The 17,338-nt window shown below is 60.5% G+C and carries 21 protein-coding genes; 16 read left to right on the top strand and 5 right to left on the bottom strand.

From position 1 onward, the window contains the following. The 5 genes from motD (at position 1) to F475_RS17815 (ending at position 3,576) form a co-directional block, all read left to right on the top strand. Positions 1-894: a flagellar motor protein MotD gene (gene motD, locus F475_RS17835; protein WP_018925065.1), complete on the top strand. Its 894-nt coding sequence runs from the start codon at positions 1-3 to the stop codon at positions 892-894. A 43-nt stretch (positions 895-937) separates the two neighbouring features. Further along, positions 938-1,726: a ParA family protein gene (locus F475_RS17830; protein WP_018925066.1), complete on the top strand. Its 789-nt coding sequence runs from the start codon at positions 938-940 to the stop codon at positions 1,724-1,726. Positions 1,727-1,756: 30 nt separating this feature from the next. Continuing rightward, positions 1,757-2,623, top strand: coding sequence for a CheW domain-containing protein (locus F475_RS17825; RefSeq protein WP_064619453.1), 867 nt, complete (start codon positions 1,757-1,759; stop codon positions 2,621-2,623). Positions 2,624-2,697: 74 nt separating this feature from the next. Continuing rightward, positions 2,698-3,183 (top strand): chemotaxis protein CheW, encoded by a 486-nt coding sequence (locus F475_RS17820; protein ID WP_007938663.1) that lies wholly within the window; start codon positions 2,698-2,700, stop codon positions 3,181-3,183. Beyond that, a complete protein-coding gene (locus F475_RS17815) occupies positions 3,184-3,576 on the top strand; it encodes a DUF2802 domain-containing protein (RefSeq protein ID WP_018925068.1) in 393 nt (130 codons plus the stop codon). It begins immediately after the preceding gene. 117 nt (positions 3,577-3,693) lie between these two features. Here F475_RS17815 and F475_RS17810 read toward each other — a convergent pair whose 3' ends face one another. After that, complete coding sequence (locus F475_RS17810) at positions 3,694-4,023, bottom strand: EscU/YscU/HrcU family type III secretion system export apparatus switch protein (RefSeq protein WP_018925069.1); 330 nt, start codon at positions 4,021-4,023, stop codon at positions 3,694-3,696. Next, positions 4,020-5,594, bottom strand: coding sequence for a flagellar hook-length control protein FliK (locus F475_RS17805; protein WP_111454391.1), 1,575 nt, complete (start codon positions 5,592-5,594; stop codon positions 4,020-4,022). The genes F475_RS17810 and F475_RS17805 overlap by 4 nt, the downstream gene beginning before the upstream one ends. A gap of 197 nt (positions 5,595-5,791) precedes the next feature. Here F475_RS17805 and ccmA point away from each other — a divergent pair, with 197 nt between their 5' ends. From ccmA to F475_RS17755, 10 genes are all read left to right on the top strand, one after another. Continuing rightward, on the top strand, positions 5,792-6,427 hold the full coding sequence (ccmA, locus tag F475_RS17800; protein ID WP_007939196.1) for a cytochrome c biogenesis heme-transporting ATPase CcmA: 636 nt from the start codon (positions 5,792-5,794) through the stop codon (positions 6,425-6,427). Continuing rightward, positions 6,424-7,092 (top strand): heme exporter protein CcmB, encoded by a 669-nt coding sequence (gene ccmB, locus F475_RS17795; protein WP_007939195.1) that lies wholly within the window; start codon positions 6,424-6,426, stop codon positions 7,090-7,092. The genes ccmA and ccmB overlap by 4 nt, the downstream gene beginning before the upstream one ends. 80 nt (positions 7,093-7,172) lie before the next feature. After that, on the top strand, positions 7,173-7,928 hold the full coding sequence (locus F475_RS17790) for a heme ABC transporter permease (protein WP_007939194.1): 756 nt from the start codon (positions 7,173-7,175) through the stop codon (positions 7,926-7,928). Further along, the gene (ccmD, locus tag F475_RS17785) at positions 7,925-8,101 is read left to right on the top strand and encodes a heme exporter protein CcmD (protein WP_007939192.1); all 177 of its coding nucleotides are present in this window, start codon (positions 7,925-7,927) and stop codon (positions 8,099-8,101) included. Before F475_RS17790 ends, ccmD begins: the two co-directional genes overlap by 4 nt. Continuing rightward, positions 8,098-8,553, top strand: coding sequence for a cytochrome c maturation protein CcmE (gene ccmE, locus F475_RS17780; protein WP_007939191.1), 456 nt, complete (start codon positions 8,098-8,100; stop codon positions 8,551-8,553). The genes ccmD and ccmE overlap by 4 nt, the downstream gene beginning before the upstream one ends. Before the next feature lie 3 nt (positions 8,554-8,556). Further along, entirely contained in the window at positions 8,557-10,560 is a 2,004-nt protein-coding gene (locus F475_RS17775) for a heme lyase CcmF/NrfE family subunit (RefSeq protein ID WP_018925072.1), read from the top strand. Then, on the top strand, positions 10,557-11,093 hold the full coding sequence (locus tag F475_RS17770; protein ID WP_019648124.1) for a DsbE family thiol:disulfide interchange protein: 537 nt from the start codon (positions 10,557-10,559) through the stop codon (positions 11,091-11,093). Before F475_RS17775 ends, F475_RS17770 begins: the two co-directional genes overlap by 4 nt. After that, complete coding sequence (locus F475_RS17765) at positions 11,090-11,563, top strand: cytochrome c-type biogenesis protein (RefSeq protein WP_018925074.1); 474 nt, start codon at positions 11,090-11,092, stop codon at positions 11,561-11,563. Before F475_RS17770 ends, F475_RS17765 begins: the two co-directional genes overlap by 4 nt. Continuing rightward, positions 11,556-12,764, top strand: coding sequence for a c-type cytochrome biogenesis protein CcmI (gene ccmI / locus F475_RS17760; protein ID WP_111454390.1), 1,209 nt, complete (start codon positions 11,556-11,558; stop codon positions 12,762-12,764). The genes F475_RS17765 and ccmI overlap by 8 nt, the downstream gene beginning before the upstream one ends. A 14-nt stretch (positions 12,765-12,778) precedes the next feature. Then, a complete protein-coding gene (locus F475_RS17755; protein ID WP_111454389.1) occupies positions 12,779-13,177 on the top strand; it encodes a hypothetical protein in 399 nt (132 codons plus the stop codon). 89 nt (positions 13,178-13,266) lie between these two features. Here the strand turns inward: F475_RS17755 and F475_RS17750 are convergent, their stop codons facing one another. Beyond that, positions 13,267-14,472, bottom strand: a complete 1,206-nt coding sequence (locus F475_RS17750) for an MFS transporter (protein WP_111454388.1) — start codon at positions 14,470-14,472, stop codon at positions 13,267-13,269. Between the two features lie 235 nt (positions 14,473-14,707). Here F475_RS17750 and F475_RS17745 point away from each other — a divergent pair, with 235 nt between their 5' ends. Continuing rightward, positions 14,708-15,340 carry a hypothetical protein gene (locus F475_RS17745; RefSeq protein ID WP_064619425.1) on the top strand — a complete coding sequence of 211 codons (633 nt, stop codon included), beginning with the start codon at positions 14,708-14,710 and terminating at the stop codon, positions 15,338-15,340. Between the two features lie 57 nt (positions 15,341-15,397). Here the strand turns inward: F475_RS17745 and F475_RS17740 are convergent, their stop codons facing one another. Together F475_RS17740 and F475_RS17735 are read right to left on the bottom strand one after the other, a co-directional pair. Then, complete coding sequence (locus F475_RS17740; protein ID WP_064619423.1) at positions 15,398-16,396, bottom strand: sulfate ABC transporter substrate-binding protein; 999 nt, start codon at positions 16,394-16,396, stop codon at positions 15,398-15,400. A 106-nt stretch (positions 16,397-16,502) separates the two neighbouring features. Next, positions 16,503-17,327, bottom strand: coding sequence for an ion transporter (locus F475_RS17735; RefSeq protein ID WP_064619420.1), 825 nt, complete (start codon positions 17,325-17,327; stop codon positions 16,503-16,505). Between the last annotated feature and the right edge of the window lie 11 nt (positions 17,328-17,338).

The raw sequence follows: 17,338 nt of genomic DNA, 5'->3' as shown, positions 1-17,338 counted from the left end.
ATGGCTCGTCGCAGGCAACATGAAGAACATGTGAACCATGAACGTTGGCTGGTTTCCTACGCCGACTTCATCACCTTGCTGTTCGCGTTCTTCGTGGTGATGTACTCGATCTCGTCGATCAACGAAGGCAAGTACAAGATCATTTCCGAGGCGTTGATCGGGGTGTTTACCGACTCTGACCGCGCCCTCAAGCCGATTCCCATCGGCGAAGAGAGACCGAAGACCGTGACCCCGGCCAAACCGCTGGTCAAGGACAGCGAGCAGATCGACGCCGGCATCGCCCAGGCCGCCAACGATCCACTCAAAAGCATCGCCGATGACATCAGCGCGGCGTTCGGCGACTTGATCAGTTCCAACCAGATGACCGTGCGCGGCAACGAGTTGTGGGTCGAGATCGAACTCAACTCCAGCCTGTTGTTCGGCAGCGGCGACGCCATGCCCAGCGACATTGCGTTCAACATCATCGACAAGGTCGCTGCGATCCTCCGGCCGTTCGACAACCCGATCCACGTCGAAGGTTTCACCGACGATCAACCGATCCGCACCGCGCAATACCCAACCAACTGGGAACTGTCCTCGGCCCGTTCGGCGAGCATCGTGCGGATGCTGGCGATGCAGGGCGTGAACCCTGGTCGCCTGGCATCGGTGGGTTATGGCGAATTCCAGCCAGTGGCCAACAACGCCACCGCCGAAGGCCGTGCGCGCAACCGTCGGGTGGTGCTGGTGGTGTCACGCAATCTTGATGTACGCCGTAGCCTCACCGGTACCGGAACGGCTCATGCACAACCGGATGCCGCATTGAAGCGGGCTGGCACACAAACTGCACCGACCCCGGTCAAGTCGCCGGGACGCGAGAGTGCCGTCAATTCTCCGTCACCCGCATTAATACGTTGAGCTATTTCTCGGTCGACGTTTTCGACCGGGAGGAACAATCCGAATGAGAGTCTGGGCAGTTGCCAATCAAAAGGGTGGTGTCGGTAAAACCACTTCCTCCATTGCTTTAGCCGGTTTACTGGCGGAGGCGGGCAAGCGCGTGGTTGTGGTCGATCTCGACCCCCACGGCTCCATGACCAGCTACTTCGGTTACGACCCCGACAGCCTGGAGCACAGCAGCTACGACCTGTTTCTGCACAAGGGCAACGTGCCGCAAGGCTTGCCCGGTCAGTTGTTGATGCCCACCAGCGACGAACGCATTTCCCTGTTGCCATCGAGCACCGCGCTGGCCACCCTTGAGCGCCAGTCGCCGGGCCAGAGCGGTTTGGGCCTGGTGATCGCCAAGAGTCTGGCGCAGTTGTGGCAAGACTTCGATTACGCCGTGATCGACAGCCCGCCGTTGCTCGGCGTGCTGATGGTCAATGCCTTGGCGGCCAGCCAGCAGTTGGTGATTCCGGTGCAGACCGAGCACCTGGCGGTCAAAGGCCTGGAACGCATGGTCAACACGCTGGCGATGATCAACCGCTCGCGCAAACTGGCGTTGCCGTTCAACATCGTGCCGACCCTGTTCGACCGCCGCACCCAGGCTTCGCTTGGCACTCTGCGCGTGCTGCGCGACAAGTACCCGGAAGAAATCTGGCAAGGCTACATCCCGATCGACACCCGCTTGCGTGACGCGAGCCGGGCAGGGCTGACGCCGTCGCAATTCGATGGCAAGAGTCGCGGCGTTCTCGCCTACCGCGCACTGCTCAAGCATCTGTTGGCCCAGCAACTTGTTCCGCAGGTGGCTTGAGATGAGCCTGATTCCTACGATGGTATTCGCATGACCCGGCCGGTGAAGATCACCTCGCGCCCGCAATTGGCCCTTCAGTCTTATCTGGATGGCTTGCTGCAGGACGCGACCGAAGAGCTGTTGCCTGAAGTCGAGGCGCTGCCTGAGGTTGTCGAGGCTGAAGCTGCCCTGGACGAGTTCCAGGCGGCGGTGCTCGAAGAGCAGGCGCGCGATGCGCAGAAGCCGGCAGTGGTCGCGGCCCCCGTTGTTGCGCCAGTGGCGAAGGCACCGGTGGCCGTGATCGAAGCGCCGGCACCGATTCTGGCGTCCGTGTCGACGATTGCGCCGTTGCTGCAAGCGTTGGTGCCGCCGGTGGTGGAAGTTCATCTGCCGCCGAGCAACACGCCGCCTCCGGTGGAAAATGACGATCGTCCGGCCTGGGCGGCCGAGCCGTTCGAATGCCTGTTGTTCGATGTCGCCGGGTTGACCCTCGCGGTGCCGCTGGTGTGCCTGGGTTCGATTTATTCCCTGGCCGGCCACGAGCTGACGCCGTTGTTCGGTCAGCCGGAATGGTTCCTCGGGATCCTGCCAAGCCAGGCCGGCAACCTGAAGGTGCTGGATACCGCACGCTGGGTCATGCCGGACCGCTACCGCGACGATTTCCGCCAGGGCCTGCAATACGTTATTTCAGTTCAGGGCTATGAGTGGGGGCTAGCGGTGCATCAGGTCAGCCGCTCGTTGCGCCTGGACCCGAATGAAATCAAATGGAGAAGTCACCGGGGGCAGCGGCCATGGCTCGCCGGCACGGTGATTGAACACATGTGCGCTTTGCTCGATGTCGCCGCACTGGCCGAATTGATCGCCAGCGGCGGGGCGAAGCACATGGGCGGCAGTAAGCCGAACCACAAACCGACATAAAAAACACGCATCGGCATTCAAGTGCCGGTGCACTGAATACACACCGCTAGGGCGGTTTTTCGAGGGGTCAGGGTATGAATGACAAGGCGACGGCGGCAAAAGGTTCCGAAGATCCGATCCTGCAATGGGTCACCTTCAAGCTGGACAATGAAACCTACGGCATCAACGTGATGCGCGTTCAGGAAGTCCTGCGCTACACCGAAATCGCTCCGGTACCGGGTGCCCCGAGCTACGTGCTGGGTATCATCAACCTGCGCGGCAACGTGGTCACCGTGATCGACACCCGTCAGCGTTTCGGCCTGGGCACGGTCGACGTTAGCGACAACACCCGCATCGTCATCATCGAAGCCGACAAGCAAGTGGTCGGGATCATGGTCGACAGCGTGGCTGAAGTGGTTTATCTGCGTCAGTCGGAAATCGAGACCGCACCGAACGTCGGTAACGAAGAGTCCGCCAAGTTCATTCAAGGCGTGTGCAACAAGAACAATGAACTGCTGATCCTGGTCGAGCTGGACAAGATGATGAGCGAAGAAGAATGGTCGGAACTGGAGAGTATCTGATTGATTCTTGAGGTGGCTGTGATTGTCCTGTTCCTCTTGTGGGCAGGCACGCTGGCGATGTTCCTGGCGTACATCCGCGCTCAAAGGCAGGTCGCCGCACAACAGGCTCAGGGCGATGCGCTGCGCGATCAGCGCATCAAGGACCTGGCCAAGCGCGTCGACGACTACCAGAACGGCAACGTGCGCATGGGTGAAGACCTGCACGAACTGCGCGCGGTGGTCGGGCCGTTGCCGGACAAGCTGGCGCAGTTGGAGCAGCGTGATCCGTCGAGCCTTTCATTCGCCCAGGCCGCGCGCCTGGTGGGGATGGGGGCCAGCGTCGATGAGCTGACTCAGTCTTGCGGCTTGACCCAGGCTGAGGCGGAGTTGATGAGCAAGTTGCACAGAAACTGAGAAGAGCAAAAGATCGCAGCCTCGTTTCACTCGACAGCTCCTGCATTGGGATGGTGTAAGCCCTGTAGGAGCTGTCGAGTGAAACGGCGCTGCGATCTTTTTACATTCAACAAAGATTCAATAATCATCCCCGCGTTCGGTGACGTCCTTCTCCACCGTCACCGCATGCGGATCATGCCCCGCCGGAAACTTGCCTTTCAGATTCCAGGCAAACGCAATGATCTCGGCAATCGTGCGGTACAACTCCTCGGGAATACTCTCGCCCAATTCCATCCGCGCCAGCAGTTTCACCAGTTCGGCGTTCTCGTAAATCGGCACTTCGTAGTCACGGGCAATCCGTAGAATTTCTTCAGCCAGTTCTTCGTCACCTTTGGCCGTAAGGGTAGGGGCGTGGCTGCCGTCGTATTTGAGGGCGATGGCCTGGCGCGGTGCGGTGGATTCGTTCATGCGGTTTCGTCGACCCAGCGTTGTTCGAGACGGGTTTGAGGGCCTTGTGGCGGTGTGCCGAGGTGGCAATCCAGATCGCCGACGTTCAGCCCGGAATCCAGCAGGCGCTGGCGCAGCGCGGCCAGATTGCTTTCGATCAGGCTCGCGGTGTACGGCCGTTCGGCCCACAGCTGACTGGAGAGGCTGCCTTTGATCAGTTGGGCCTGAATCTGCAACGGCCCCAACGGTTCCATGTCGAATGCCAGCTCGACGCGCCATAGCGGTTGCTTGGGTTCGCGTTCGTCGCGGCGTTCGCGCGGTTGTTCTTTTTCGGGGGCTTCTTCGCGCTGGAATTTGACCTGCAACGGCACGATGTCCTGCAGGTTGCGCATGGGGATTTCCAGTTGCCAGGTGCTCATCAACCGCCCGTCACTGGTGACGCCAGTCTGCTCAAGGCTCGACAGCTGATGACTTTGCAAACGTGAAACCGCCGCCGCAGCCAGGCGCAGCAGGTGCTCGAGATCATCTTCGCCTTCCGCGCTTTGCAACAGGCGCTCGGGCAGTGGGAAGCTGGTTGGCGACGGTTTGGCACTGACTTGCCCGAGCATGCCGAGGGCATTGCGCACAAAACTCGGCATGGCCTGGGCCAGGGTGTTGGCGGCGATGATTGCGTTGAGATTGGTGTTGGCCGGCAGGCCCGGCGTCAGTTGGGCGATCAGCTTGAGCAGGTCGCCTTTCATGTCTGGCACCAGCGTCGGGTTTTGTCCGGTCAGCAATTTGGCTTCGAGGAACAGGCCACTGTTGGCCAGCGCCTGGGCCAGGCCTTTGGGCGTACTCAATTGTTGGACGTCCGGCAGGCCGGCGAGCAATTTGTCCACGGCAGCGCGCAGGTCGCTGGAGGTTTGATCCGACGGCGGCAGGTTTTGCAGGACCTTGATCAAGCCATCCAGAGAACCCTGGCGACTTTGCTGGCTGACCAATTGTTGCGTCACCGCCAACTGTTCCTGACGGCTGCTCAGCGGCACGAATTTGAGTGTCTGGGTGTCCTGCACCAAGGCGCTCAGCAAGCTGCCGATGCGCAGCGGCGTCGGGCTGTCGATGCTCAGCGTGCTGCCGCTCAGCGCGGTGTTAAGCAGGCTCACCATCGAGCGAAACACCGTCGGCTGGCCCGGCACCTGCGGCATCACCTGAGAGGTCAGCACTTTGCCTTGCAGCAGGGTGCCGACCGGCAGTTGCGCCGTGTCGATACGGGTAAGGGTGGCGACGCTGGAGGCGATGGCCTGTTGCACCGTGACTGCCAGATTGCCCGCCGACGGCTGGGTGATCGACAGGCTGGTACCCTGGGGCAATGGCTGAGTGCTGGTGGCCTGGACAGTGGTCTGGCGACCGCTGTCGAGGGTGACCTTGAGCAACAGTTGAAAGGTCTGATCCGCCTGCTTGAGCGACAGCACTTCAGCCTTGGCGGTCTGACCGGCCGTGATCAGGCCCTCCATCGGCGTCAGCAGCTTGAGCAACTCGCCGCTGATCACCAATGGACGCGAAGTCGCCGGGTTGGTTGGCGGGAGCGGGAGGATGTTCATTTCGCCTGTCATACGCGGACACAACCTGAGGAAATTGCACTCTTGAGAGTAGGGAACGCCATGTATAATGCCGCCCGTCTTTCGCTGAGTGGCGAAAACATTGCAATTGATTGACGCAGCTCTCTAGAACAAGCCGTCATAGCATCTATGCTGCATCTCTTTAACGGCCGCGCCAGAGCCGACTTGAACCGCATAAGGCCCGTGAACCCTTGACCAGTCCTGTCCTGCAAACCGTTGCCCTTGCCTGTGAGCGAGACCTTCGGCTGCTTTTCGAAAATCTCGAATTGCGACTGGCCAGTGGCGAAATGTTACAGATCAGCGGCCCCAACGGCAGTGGCAAGACCAGCCTGTTACGTCTGCTTTGTGGCTTGATGCACCCGACCGCCGGTCAAGTATTGCTCAACGGCCAGCCACTGAACGAACAACGCAGCGAACTGGCGCGCAACCTGCTGTGGATCGGCCATGCCGCCGGCATCAAGGACCTGCTGACCCCCGAAGAAAACCTCAGCTGGCTCTGCGCCTTGCATCAACCGGCCTCCCATGAGGCGATCTGGCAAGCACTGGCGGCGGTGGGGCTGCGCGGTTTCGAGGATGTTCCCTGTCACACCCTGTCTGCCGGCCAGCAACGTCGTGTGGCGTTGGCGCGGTTGTACCTGGACAGCCCGCCGCTGTGGATCCTCGACGAGCCATTCACCGCGCTCGACAAACAAGGCGTGGCGCAACTCGAAGAACACCTGGCCGCGCACTGCGAGCGCGGCGGCATGGTGGTGCTGACCACTCACCACACGCTGAGCCGGATGCCGGCCGGTTATCGCGACATTGATTTGGGGAATTGGGCCGTATGAGTGTTTTCGGCCTGTTGGTCGCCCGTGAGGCTCGTTTGCTGTTCCGCCGTCCCGCCGAATTGGCGAACCCGTTGGTATTTTTCGCCATCGTCGTCTCCTTGTTCCCGCTGGCGGTTGGTCCCGAGACTCAATTGTTGCAAACCTTGTCTCCGGGGCTGGTCTGGGTGGCGGCGCTTTTATCGGTTTTACTCTCGCTGGACGGGCTCTTCCGCAGTGATTTCGAAGACGGATCCCTTGAACAGTGGGTCCTTTCGTCGCACCCCCTGCCTCTTCTGGTGCTGGCCAAGGTGCTGGCACACTGGGCCTTTTCCGGCCTGGCACTGGTTTTGCTCGCGCCATTGCTGGCGCTGATGCTCGGTTTGCCTGCCGCTTGTCTGCCGGTGTTGCTGCTTTCTTTATTGCTCGGTACACCGGTGTTGAGCCTGCTCGGTGCGGTGGGCGCGGCGCTGACGGTAGGATTGAAGCGTGGTGGCCTGTTGCTGGCGCTGCTAATTCTACCGCTGTATATCCCGGTGTTGATTCTCGGCAGTGGCGCCTTGCAGGCGGCATTGCAGGGCATGCCGGCGACTGGTTATCTCTTGTGGCTTGGTAGCCTGACCGCCCTGGCGATAACCCTGGCACCTTTTGCAATAGCTGCTGGCCTGAAGATCAGTGTCGGCGAATAATGAGGTCTGGTTAAAATTTAACCAGTAAAGACCCTTTGGCTGTTTCGTGATAACGAACAGCAACCGTGATGGAAACAGCAATGAACTGGACCTGGTTTCATAAGCTCGGCTCGCCCAAATGGTTTTACGGCATCAGTGGCAAATTGCTGCCCTGGCTGAGCGTCGCGGCGTTGCTGCTGATTAGCGTCGGCGTGGTCTGGGGCCTGGCCTTCGCACCGCCGGACTACCAGCAAGGCAACAGCTTTCGAATCATCTATATCCACGTTCCCGCCGCCATGCTGGCGCAGTCGATCTACGTGATGCTGGCCGTGTGCGGCGTTGTCGGGCTGGTGTGGAAAATGAAACTGGCCGACGTCGCCCTGCAATGCGCCGCCCCGATCGGTGCCTGGATGACCGCCGTGGCGCTGGTTACCGGAGCGATCTGGGGCAAACCGACCTGGGGTTCGTGGTGGGTCTGGGATGCGCGACTTACGTCCATGTTGATTCTGCTGTTTCTGTACTTCGGTCTTATTGCGCTGGGCAACGCCATCAGCAATCGTGACAGCGCGGCCAAGGCCTGCGCGGTGCTGGCGATTGTCGGCGTGATCAACATCCCGATCATCAAATACTCGGTGGAGTGGTGGAACACCCTGCACCAGGGCGCGACGTTCACCCTCACCGAAAAACCGGCGATGCCTGCCGAGATGTGGCTGCCACTGCTGCTGACGGTGCTGGGGTTCTACTGTTTCTTCGGCGCGGTGCTGTTGCTGCGCATGCGCCTTGAAGTGCTCAAGCGCGAAGCCCGGGCGAGCTGGGTGAAATCCGAAGTGCAGAACAGTCTGGAGGCCGCTCGATGAGTTTCGCTTCATTCGGCGACTTTCTCGCCATGGGCCATCACGGCCTGTATGTCTGGTCAGCCTATGGCATTTGCCTGGCGGTGCTGGCCCTCAACGTGGCGGCGCCGATCCTGGCCCGCAAGCGGTATCTGCAACAAGAGGCGCGTCGTTTGCGCCGGGAGAACGGCCAGTGAATCCGCTGCGTAAAAAGCGTCTTGTCATCATTCTCGCGATCCTGGTCGGTGTCGGCGCTGCCGTCGGCCTGGCCCTGAGCGCCCTGCAGCAGAACATCAATCTGTTTTACACCCCGACCCAGATCGCCAATGGCGAAGCGCCGCAAGACACGCGCATCCGTGCGGGCGGCATGGTCGAAAAAGGCTCGCTGCAACGTTCCGGCGATTCCCTGGACGTGAAATTCATCGTCACCGACTTCAACAAATCCGTGACCATCAGCTATCGCGGCATCCTCCCGGACCTGTTCCGCGAAGGGCAGGGCATCGTTGCCCTCGGCAAGCTCAACGCTGATGGCGTGGTGGTGGCCGACGAAGTGCTGGCCAAGCACGACGAGAAGTACATGCCGCCGGAAGTGACCAAGGCGTTGAAAGACAGTGGTCAATCGGCACCTACGCCAGCCAAGGAGGGCTAACGGATGACTTCCGCACTTTACAGCTCGGGGCTGTTCATCCCCGAACTCGGCCATCTGGCCATGATCCTGGCGTTGTGTTTTGCGTTGGTGCAGGCCGTGGTGCCGTTGCTCGGTGCCTGGCGCGGCGACCGTTTGTGGATGAGCCTGGCCCAGCCGGCCGCGTGGGGGCAGTTCGCGTTTTTGCTGTTCGCCTTCGGTTGCCTGACCTATGCGTTCATGACGGACGACTTCTCCGTCGCCTACGTGGCCAGCAACTCCAACAGCGCGCTGCCGTGGTACTACAAGTTCAGCGCCGTGTGGGGCGCTCACGAAGGGTCGTTGCTGCTGTGGGCGTTGATTCTCGGCGGCTGGACCTTCGCGGTGTCGGTGTTCTCCCGACAGTTGCCGCAAGTGATGCTGGCCCGGGTGCTGGCGGTGATGGGCATGATCAGCACGGGTTTCCTGCTGTTCCTGATCCTGACGTCCAACCCGTTCGCCCGGATCTTGCCGCAGATGCCGGCGGACGGGCGCGATCTTAATCCTCTGCTGCAAGACATCGGCCTGATTGTTCATCCGCCGATGCTGTACATGGGGTATGTCGGTTTCTCCGTGGCCTTCGCCTTCGCCATCGCCGCGCTGTTGGGCGGTCGTCTCGATGCGGCGTGGGCGCGCTGGTCCCGTCCGTGGACCATCGTCGCCTGGGCCTTCCTTGGCATCGGTATCACGTTGGGTTCCTGGTGGGCCTACTACGAACTCGGCTGGGGCGGCTGGTGGTTCTGGGACCCGGTGGAAAACGCGTCCTTCATGCCTTGGCTGGTGGGCACGGCGCTGATTCACTCGTTGGCGGTCACGGAAAAACGTGGTGTGTTCAAGAGCTGGACCGTGCTGTTGGCCATTGCCGCATTCTCGTTGAGTCTGCTCGGGACCTTCCTGGTGCGTTCCGGCGTGCTGACCTCGGTTCACGCCTTTGCCTCCGACCCTGAGCGTGGCGTGTTCATTCTGGTCTTCCTGCTGTTTGTGGTCGGTGGTTCATTGACGCTGTTCGCCCTGCGCGCGCCGGTGGTCAAGAGCCATGTCGGCTTCAACCTCTGGTCCCGGGAAACCCTGCTTCTGGGCAACAACCTGGTGCTGGTGGTGGCTGCTTCGATGATTCTGCTGGGCACCCTGTATCCGCTGATCCTTGACGCGATGACCGGTGCCAAGCTGTCGGTCGGCCCGCCGTACTTCAACGCGCTGTTCATTCCGTTGATGGCGATCCTGATGATAGTGATGGCGGTCGGCGTGGTGGTGCGCTGGAAAGACACCCCGGTCAAATGGCTGGTGAGCATGCTGACCCCGGTATTACTCGGCAGCGCCGCGCTGGCCGTCGTGGCGGGTGTTGCTTACGGCGATTTCAACTGGGCGGTGCTGGCAACCTTCATGTTGGCTGCGTGGGTGTTGCTGGCCGGTGTGCGGGACATTTTCGACAAGACTCGCCACAAAGGCTTGATCAAAGGACTGCCGACCCTGACCCGCAGTTATTGGGGCATGCAACTCGCGCATTTGGGTATCGCCGTGTGCGCGCTGGGTGTCGTGTTGTCGAGCCAGAACAGCGCCGAGCGTGATCTGCGCCTGGCACCGGGTGAGTCCATGAGCCTGGCCGGTTACCAGTTTGTGTTCGAAGGCGCCAAGCACTTCGAAGGCCCGAACTTCACGTCCGACAAGGGCACCGTACGGGTGATCCGCGACGGTAAGGAAGTCAGCGTGCTGCACCCGGAAAAACGCCTGTACACGGTGCAGAACTCGATGATGACCGAGGCCGGGATCGACGCCGGTTTCACCCGTGACCTGTACGTCGCACTGGGCGAGCCGTTGGGCGAGGGCGCCTGGGCGGTTCGCGTGCACGTCAAACCGTTCGTGCGCTGGATCTGGTTCGGTGGGCTGCTCACAGGTGTAGGCGGGTTGCTGGCGGCGCTGGATCGCCGTTATCGAGTCAAGGTAAAAAGCCGCGTGCGTGAAGCGCTCGGCATGACGGGAGCCACCGCATGAGACGTTGGTTGATGCTGTTGCCGCTGGCGATTTTTCTGGTGGTTGCTGTTTTTCTGTATCGGGGGCTGTACCTGAACCCGGCCGAGTTGCCCTCGGCGATGATCGGCAAGCCGTTCCCGGAGTTTTCCCTGCTCTCGGTGCAGGGCGACAAAACCCTGACCAAAGCGGACATTCTGGGTAAACCGGCGCTGGTTAACGTCTGGGGCACTTGGTGCATTTCCTGCCGGGTCGAGCACCCGGTGTTGAACAAACTGGCCGAGAAGGGCGTGGCGATCTACGGCATCAACTACAAGGACACCAATGCAGACGCCTTGAAGTGGCTGGCCGAGTTCCACAACCCGTATCAACTGGACGTCCGTGACGATGAAGGCACCCTGGGCCTGAACCTCGGTGTGTATGGCGCACCGGAAACCTTCTTCATCGACGCCAAGGGCATCATCCGCGACAAATTCGTCGGGGTGATCGACGAACAGGTCTGGCGCGAAAAACTGGCGGCCAAGTATCAGGCGCTGGTCGACGAGGCCAAGCCATGAAACGCTGGATTGCCGCCGCCGTTCTGGGGTTGAGCATGGCCGGCGTGGCCCATGCCGCCATCGATACCTATGAGTTCGCCAAAGAAGGCGATCGCGAGCGTTTTCGCGAGCTGACCAAAGAGCTGCGTTGCCCCAAGTGCCAGAATCAGGACATTGCCGATTCCAACGCACCGATCGCCGCCGACCTGCGCAAAGAGATTTTCCGCATGCTCGGCGAGGGCAAGGACAATCAGCAGATCATCGACTTCATGGTCGACCGCTACGGTGATTTCGTCCGTTATAAACCTGCTCTGAATGCCAAGACCGCATTGCTCTGGTTCGGCCCGGCCGGCCTGCTGCTGGGCGGTTTTGTGATCATCGCCGTGATCGTCCGCCGTCGTCGCGTGCAACGCGCTGACAGCCCGGACACGCTTTCTTTTGATGAGCGCGAGCGCCTCGACCACCTGTTGGATAAAACCAAGCATGATTGATTTCTGGCTCGCTGCAGGCCTGCTGCTTCTGGTAGCCCTGAGTTTTTTGCTGATCCCCGTTCTGCGCGGTCGTCGCGCCCAGCTTGAAGAGGATCGTACGGCGCTTAACGTCGCGCTGTATCAGGAGCGCGTGGCTGAGTTGCAGACTCAGCAAGAAGAAGGCGTACTCAACGCCGAGCAAATGAATGCCGGCCGCGCCGAAGCCGCCCGTGAACTGCTTGCCGATACCGAAGGCGTCGAGGCACCGCGAGTGTCGCGCCTGGGCAAGCCATGGCCATTGCTGGCGGCAATTCTGGTGCCTGTGCTGGGCCTTGGGCTGTACCTGCATTTCGGTGCCAGCGACAAAGTCGAGCTGACCCGCGAGTTCGCCCAGGCGCCGCAGTCGATGGAAGACATGACCCGTCGCCTGGAGCGTGCGGTTGCGGCGCAACCGGATTCGGCCGAAGGCCTGTACTTCCTCGGCCGCACTTACATGGCTCAGGACCGCCCCGGCGATGCGGCGAAGATCTTCGAGCGTACCGTGAACCTGGCCGGTCGCCAGCCGGAACTGCTCGGGCAGTGGGCTCAGGCCCAATACTTCGCCGATGGCAAGAAGTGGTCGGACAAGGTCCAGGCCCTGACTGACGAAGCACTGAAAGCGGATCCGAAGGAGGTCACCAGCCTCGGTCTGCTGGGCATCGCGGCCTTCGAAGGCGAGCGTTACCAGGAAGCCATCGACTACTGGAATCGTCTGTTGGTGCAACTGCCGCCGGATGACCAGTCCCGTGTCGCGCTGCAAGGCGGCATCGCCAAGGCCGCCGAGAAGCTTGAAGCCAGCGGTGGCAAGGTGGCTCAGGTTCAGGCTCCGGCAGTGAAGGTTGCAGCACTGCTCAAGGTGCGTGTCGATCTTGCACCGGACTTGAAAGCCAAGGTCCAGCCCGGCGACAGCGTGTTCATCTTCGCCCGCGCCACCGCAGGCCCGCCCGCACCATTGGCGGCCAAGCGTCTGACCGTTGCCGACCTGCCAGCGACCGTCGAGCTGGGCGATGCGGATGCAATGATGCCCCAGTTGAAACTGTCGAACTTCCCCGAAGTCCAACTGGTTGCGCGCATCTCCCGCGCCGGCCAACCGACTGCCGGCGAATGGATCGGTCGTAGCCAACCTTTGGCCACCAGCACCACCGCGCCACAAAAACTGACCATCGACAGCCCGGATAAATAACAGGAAACGCCACCATGACCGCCTTCGCTCGTATCACTCTCCTCAGCATGATGGTTTTGGGGCTAAGCGCTTGTGCGGTCCAGGAGCAGGAGCCCGAACGGCTGCCGCCGATTCCGCCCTCGCAGCCGAGCACCAAACCGACCACACCGAGCAAACCGGTCACGCCGAGCAAACCATCGAAGCCGGTGCCACGCACCTCCGCCAGCTTCGCCCCGCCACCGGGGGGCAACAGCCATTGGGATGCGAAACTCGGTGTTTACGTCCTCGACAATCAAACCAACACCTTCTATCGCCAGCGCACCTACTACCGCTGGGACAACGGCTGGAGCCGCTCGATCAGCCCGAACGGGCCGTGGGAAGAGACGGATATCCATGGAGTGCCGGGTGGGTTGGGCAGACAGTTCGGGCAGTAAATGGAAACGGCGATCTGAGGATCGCCGTTTTGCTTTTTGGCGATCTTTTGATCTTGGTTGAGCTTTTTTTCACGATGCTTCTAACGTTGTTACGCCGTCGCCAGTGCCGGCTTCTCCGAAGCACTCAAAAACCGCAACAACGCCAGCAGCGGAAACACGCTGCCGACAATCACGATCCACAACCAACCACCGTGTTCGTACACCGCACTGGCCACCGATGAGCCGAACGCGCCGCCGATGAAGATGCTGGTCATGTACAGCGCATTCAGACGGCCGCGGCTCTTGGCGTCGAGGGTGTAGACCGCGCGCTGGCCGAGGACCATGTTCATCTGCACACAGAAATCCAGCACCACGCCGGTCACGGCCAGGCCGATGACGCTGTAGGCCGGGTGGATGAAGGCCGGCAGGAAGCTCAGGCTGGCGAACAGCATCGCCAGCAGCGAGGCGAGGCGGGAGTGGCCGGCATCGGCCAGTCGACCGGCGATGGGCGCGGCAATCGCGCCGATGGCTCCGACCAGGGCGAAGATCGCGATCTGGGTTTGCGACAGACCGTGATTGCGCGCCAGTTCCAGCGGCACGGCGGTCCAGAACAGGCTGAACGTAGCGAACATGCAACCCTGATAAAACGCCCGTTGACGCAACACCGGTTGCTGGCGCAGCAGCGTCCAGAGCGAGCCCAGTAACTGGCCATAAGAGGCGCTGTGATCAGGCTGGCGCTTGGGCACCGTCAGGGCCAGTACGATGCTGATTGCAGCCATCAAAACTGCGGCAATGACGAACATCGCGCGCCAGCCGAAGTGGTCAGCCACTACGCTGGACACCGGCCGTGCCAGCAGAATCCCCAACAGCAGACCGCCCATGATCCCGCCAACCACACGGCCGCGCGACGCTTCCGGCGTCAGGTGGGCGGCCAGCGGAATCAGGATCTGTACCGACACCGAGCTGAAACCCACCAGCAACGAAATCAGCAGAAACACGTTCGGCTGATCGGTGAACGCCGCGCCCAGCAAACTGGCAATCGCCACCACGGTGGTGATGATCATCAAGCGACGGTTCTCCAGCAGATCACCCAGCGGTACCAGGAAGAACAGGCCCAGCGCATAACCAATCTGCGTCAGCGAAACGATCAGGCTGGCCATGGTGTCGGTCAGGCCGATGTCCGGCGCGATCAGGCCGATGATCGGCTGGGCGTAGTAGATGTTGGCGACGATCGCGCCGCAGCAGAAGGCGAAAAGCAGCACCATGCCCCGGGTCATTGTCGCGGCACCGTGGGGCGCCTGAGTCGCTGGATTCATAACATGGCTCGCTGAACAAGAAGGAATGCGCAGAGGCTAAGCGGCTGGCTAGAGCGGCGGAAGAGGGTTTGGATTGATAGTAATCATTCCTTTGCGGAATGATTGACGCCGGTATGCGCTGTCTGCCGATGAACCATGCGTCCGAACAGTGGGATCCGATGATACATTCACTGACATCCTCTTCGATAGCGTGCTTATGTTGTCCTGCGCTCCATAAACCGGAAGGTACTTCGATATGAATGCGATGTTCCGTCACCTGATTCGCGGCGCTTGCGTTGTTACCTTGATCAGTTTGTTCACGGCAGGTCTTGCCCAGGCCGCCGATGTGGCGCCGGGAATGCGCATTGGCGTGCGCGGCGAGATCACCGGCATCAGCGCCGACGTCATGAAGGTCCATGTCAACAGCGGCGAAAACGTGGTGATCAACCTGACCAAGGACACCAAAATCCGCGCTGTCACCCTGGCCAATATCGAAGACATCAAGCCCGGCAGCTACATCGGCTCGGCTGCCGTGCCGCAGGAGGATGGCACGCTCAAGGCGCTGGAAGTCCACGTCTTCCCGCCGGAACTGGCCGGCAGCGGCGACGGCCATCGGCCTTTTGATCTGGTCAAGGGCAGCAGCATGACCAACGGCAGCGTGGGTGATCTGGTGGTCAGCAACGGCCGGGTTCTGACCGTCAATTACAAGGGCGGCCAACAGACGATTCTGGTGCCGGAGGATGTGCCGATCGTCAATCTGGTGCCGGGGGATCGCAGCTTGCTGAAGGTGGGCGTGAAGATCGTGACGTTTGTGACCCAGAGTGCCGACGGGACATTGACCGCTCAATCCATCTCGGCCGGCAAGGACGGTGTGACGCCGCCGATGTAACGGTATCCCACAAAAAAGGCGACCTTCACAGGTCGCCTATTTCATTGAGCTCAGTGATTACTGGCCGTTGTAAATCTGGTCGAAAACCCCACCATCGTTGAAGTGAGTCTTCTGCACGGTGCGCCAGTCACCAAAGGTCTTCTCCACCGACAGGAAATCCACTTTCGGGAAGCGATCGGTGTATTTCGCCAACACCGCCGGGTCACGCGGACGCAGGTAGTTGGCAGCCGCAATTTCCTGACCTTCCGGCGACCACAGGTACTTCAGATATTCCTCGGCAACCGCGCGAGTGCCTTTCTTGTCGACGGTTCTGTCGACCACCGACACCGGCGGCTCGGCTTCGGCGGAAACACTCGGGTAAATCACTTCGAACTGATCACGACCAAACTCGCGAGCAATCATTTCCGCTTCGTTTTCGAAGGTCACCAGCACGTCGCCGATCTGGTTGGTCATGAACGTAGTCGTGGCCGCGCGGCCACCGGTATCCAGCACCGGCGCTTGTTTGAACAGTTTGCCGACGAAGGCTTTTGCCTTGTTTTCGTCACCGCCATTTTTCAGCACATAGCCCCAGGCCGAGAGGTAGGTGTAGCGGCCGTTGCCCGAGGTTTTCGGGTTGGGGACGATCACCTGCACGCCGTCCTTGAGCAGGTCCGGCCAGTCTTTCAGGGCTTTCGGGTTGCCTTTGCGCACGATGAATACGGTGGCCGAAGTGAACGGCGCGCTGTTGTTCGGCAGGCGTGTAACCCAGTTGTCCGGAACCAGTTTGCCGTTGTCCGCCAGGGCGTTGATGTCGGTGGCCATGTTCATGGTGATGACGTCAGCCGGCAGGCCATCGATCACCGAGCGCGCCTGTTTGCTGGAGCCGCCGAAGGACATCTGCAGCGTGATGTTTTCGTTGTGCTCGGCTTGCCAGTGTTTCTGGAAGGCAGCGTTGTAGTCCTTGTAGAAATCTCGCATCACGTCGTAGGAAACGTTAAGCAGGGTCGGTGCGGCCTGAGCCAGGCCGCTCAAGGCCAGGCCAGCGGCCAGAAGTGAGGCGCCAAAGAGTTTTTTCACTGCGCATTCCTTGTTTTATCAAACGTGTTCGATGGAGATTATTGGCAATTTGCCAGCGACTATAGCCGGACTCGCATAGTCGCTTAAAGATTAAAAAACACTTTGCTTATTCCATTTTCTTGAACAACGCATTGCCACAACGAGAGCAGAACGCCGCGCTGTGCTCGTGGCTGTTTTTCTTGCAGACCGGGCAATCGTGTTGCAGTTGATCACCGCGCATGGCGTTGGCCAGTTCCGCGGTAAAGATCCCCGTCGGCACAGCGATGATCGAGTAACCGGTGATCATCACCAGGGATGAAATCACCTGGCCCAGCGGCGTCTTGGGCACGATGTCGCCAAAACCCACGGTGGTCAGCGTCACGATAGCCCAATAGATCCCTTTGGGGATGCTGGTGAAGCCGTGCTCCGGGCCTTCGATCACGTACATCAAGGTGCCGAACACCGTCACCAGGGTGCTGACGCTGAGCAGAAATACGACGATTTTCTGCTTGCTGCCGCGCAACGCCGACATCAAATAGTTGGCTTGTTTCAGATACGGGCTGAGCTTGAGCACGCGGAAAATCCGCAGCATTCGTATGATCCGGATGATCAGCAGGTACTGCGCATCGCTGTAATACAGCGCGAGGATACCCGGCACGATCGCGAGCAAATCCACCAGTCCATAGAAGCTGAACGCGTAGCGCAGCGGCTTGGGCGAGCAATACAGGCGCAGGCCGTATTCGATGACGAAAATGACGGTGAAGCCCCATTCGATGTACGCCAGCACGTCGGCGTAGTTCTGGTGAACGCTGTCGATACTGTCCAGAACCACGATCACCAGGCTGGCGAGGATGATCAACAGCAAGATGCTGTCGAAGCGCCGACCGGCCCGGGTGTCGGTCTGGAAGATCATGACGTAAAGCTCTTCACGCCAGTTTTTGCTGCTGTCCATGGATAACGCCT

It is taken from the genome of Pseudomonas sp. URMO17WK12:I6, from assembly GCF_003253625.1.
GTDB lineage: Bacteria > Pseudomonadota > Gammaproteobacteria > Pseudomonadales > Pseudomonadaceae > Aquipseudomonas.
This window is presented reverse-complemented; position numbering and strand designations above follow the sequence as displayed.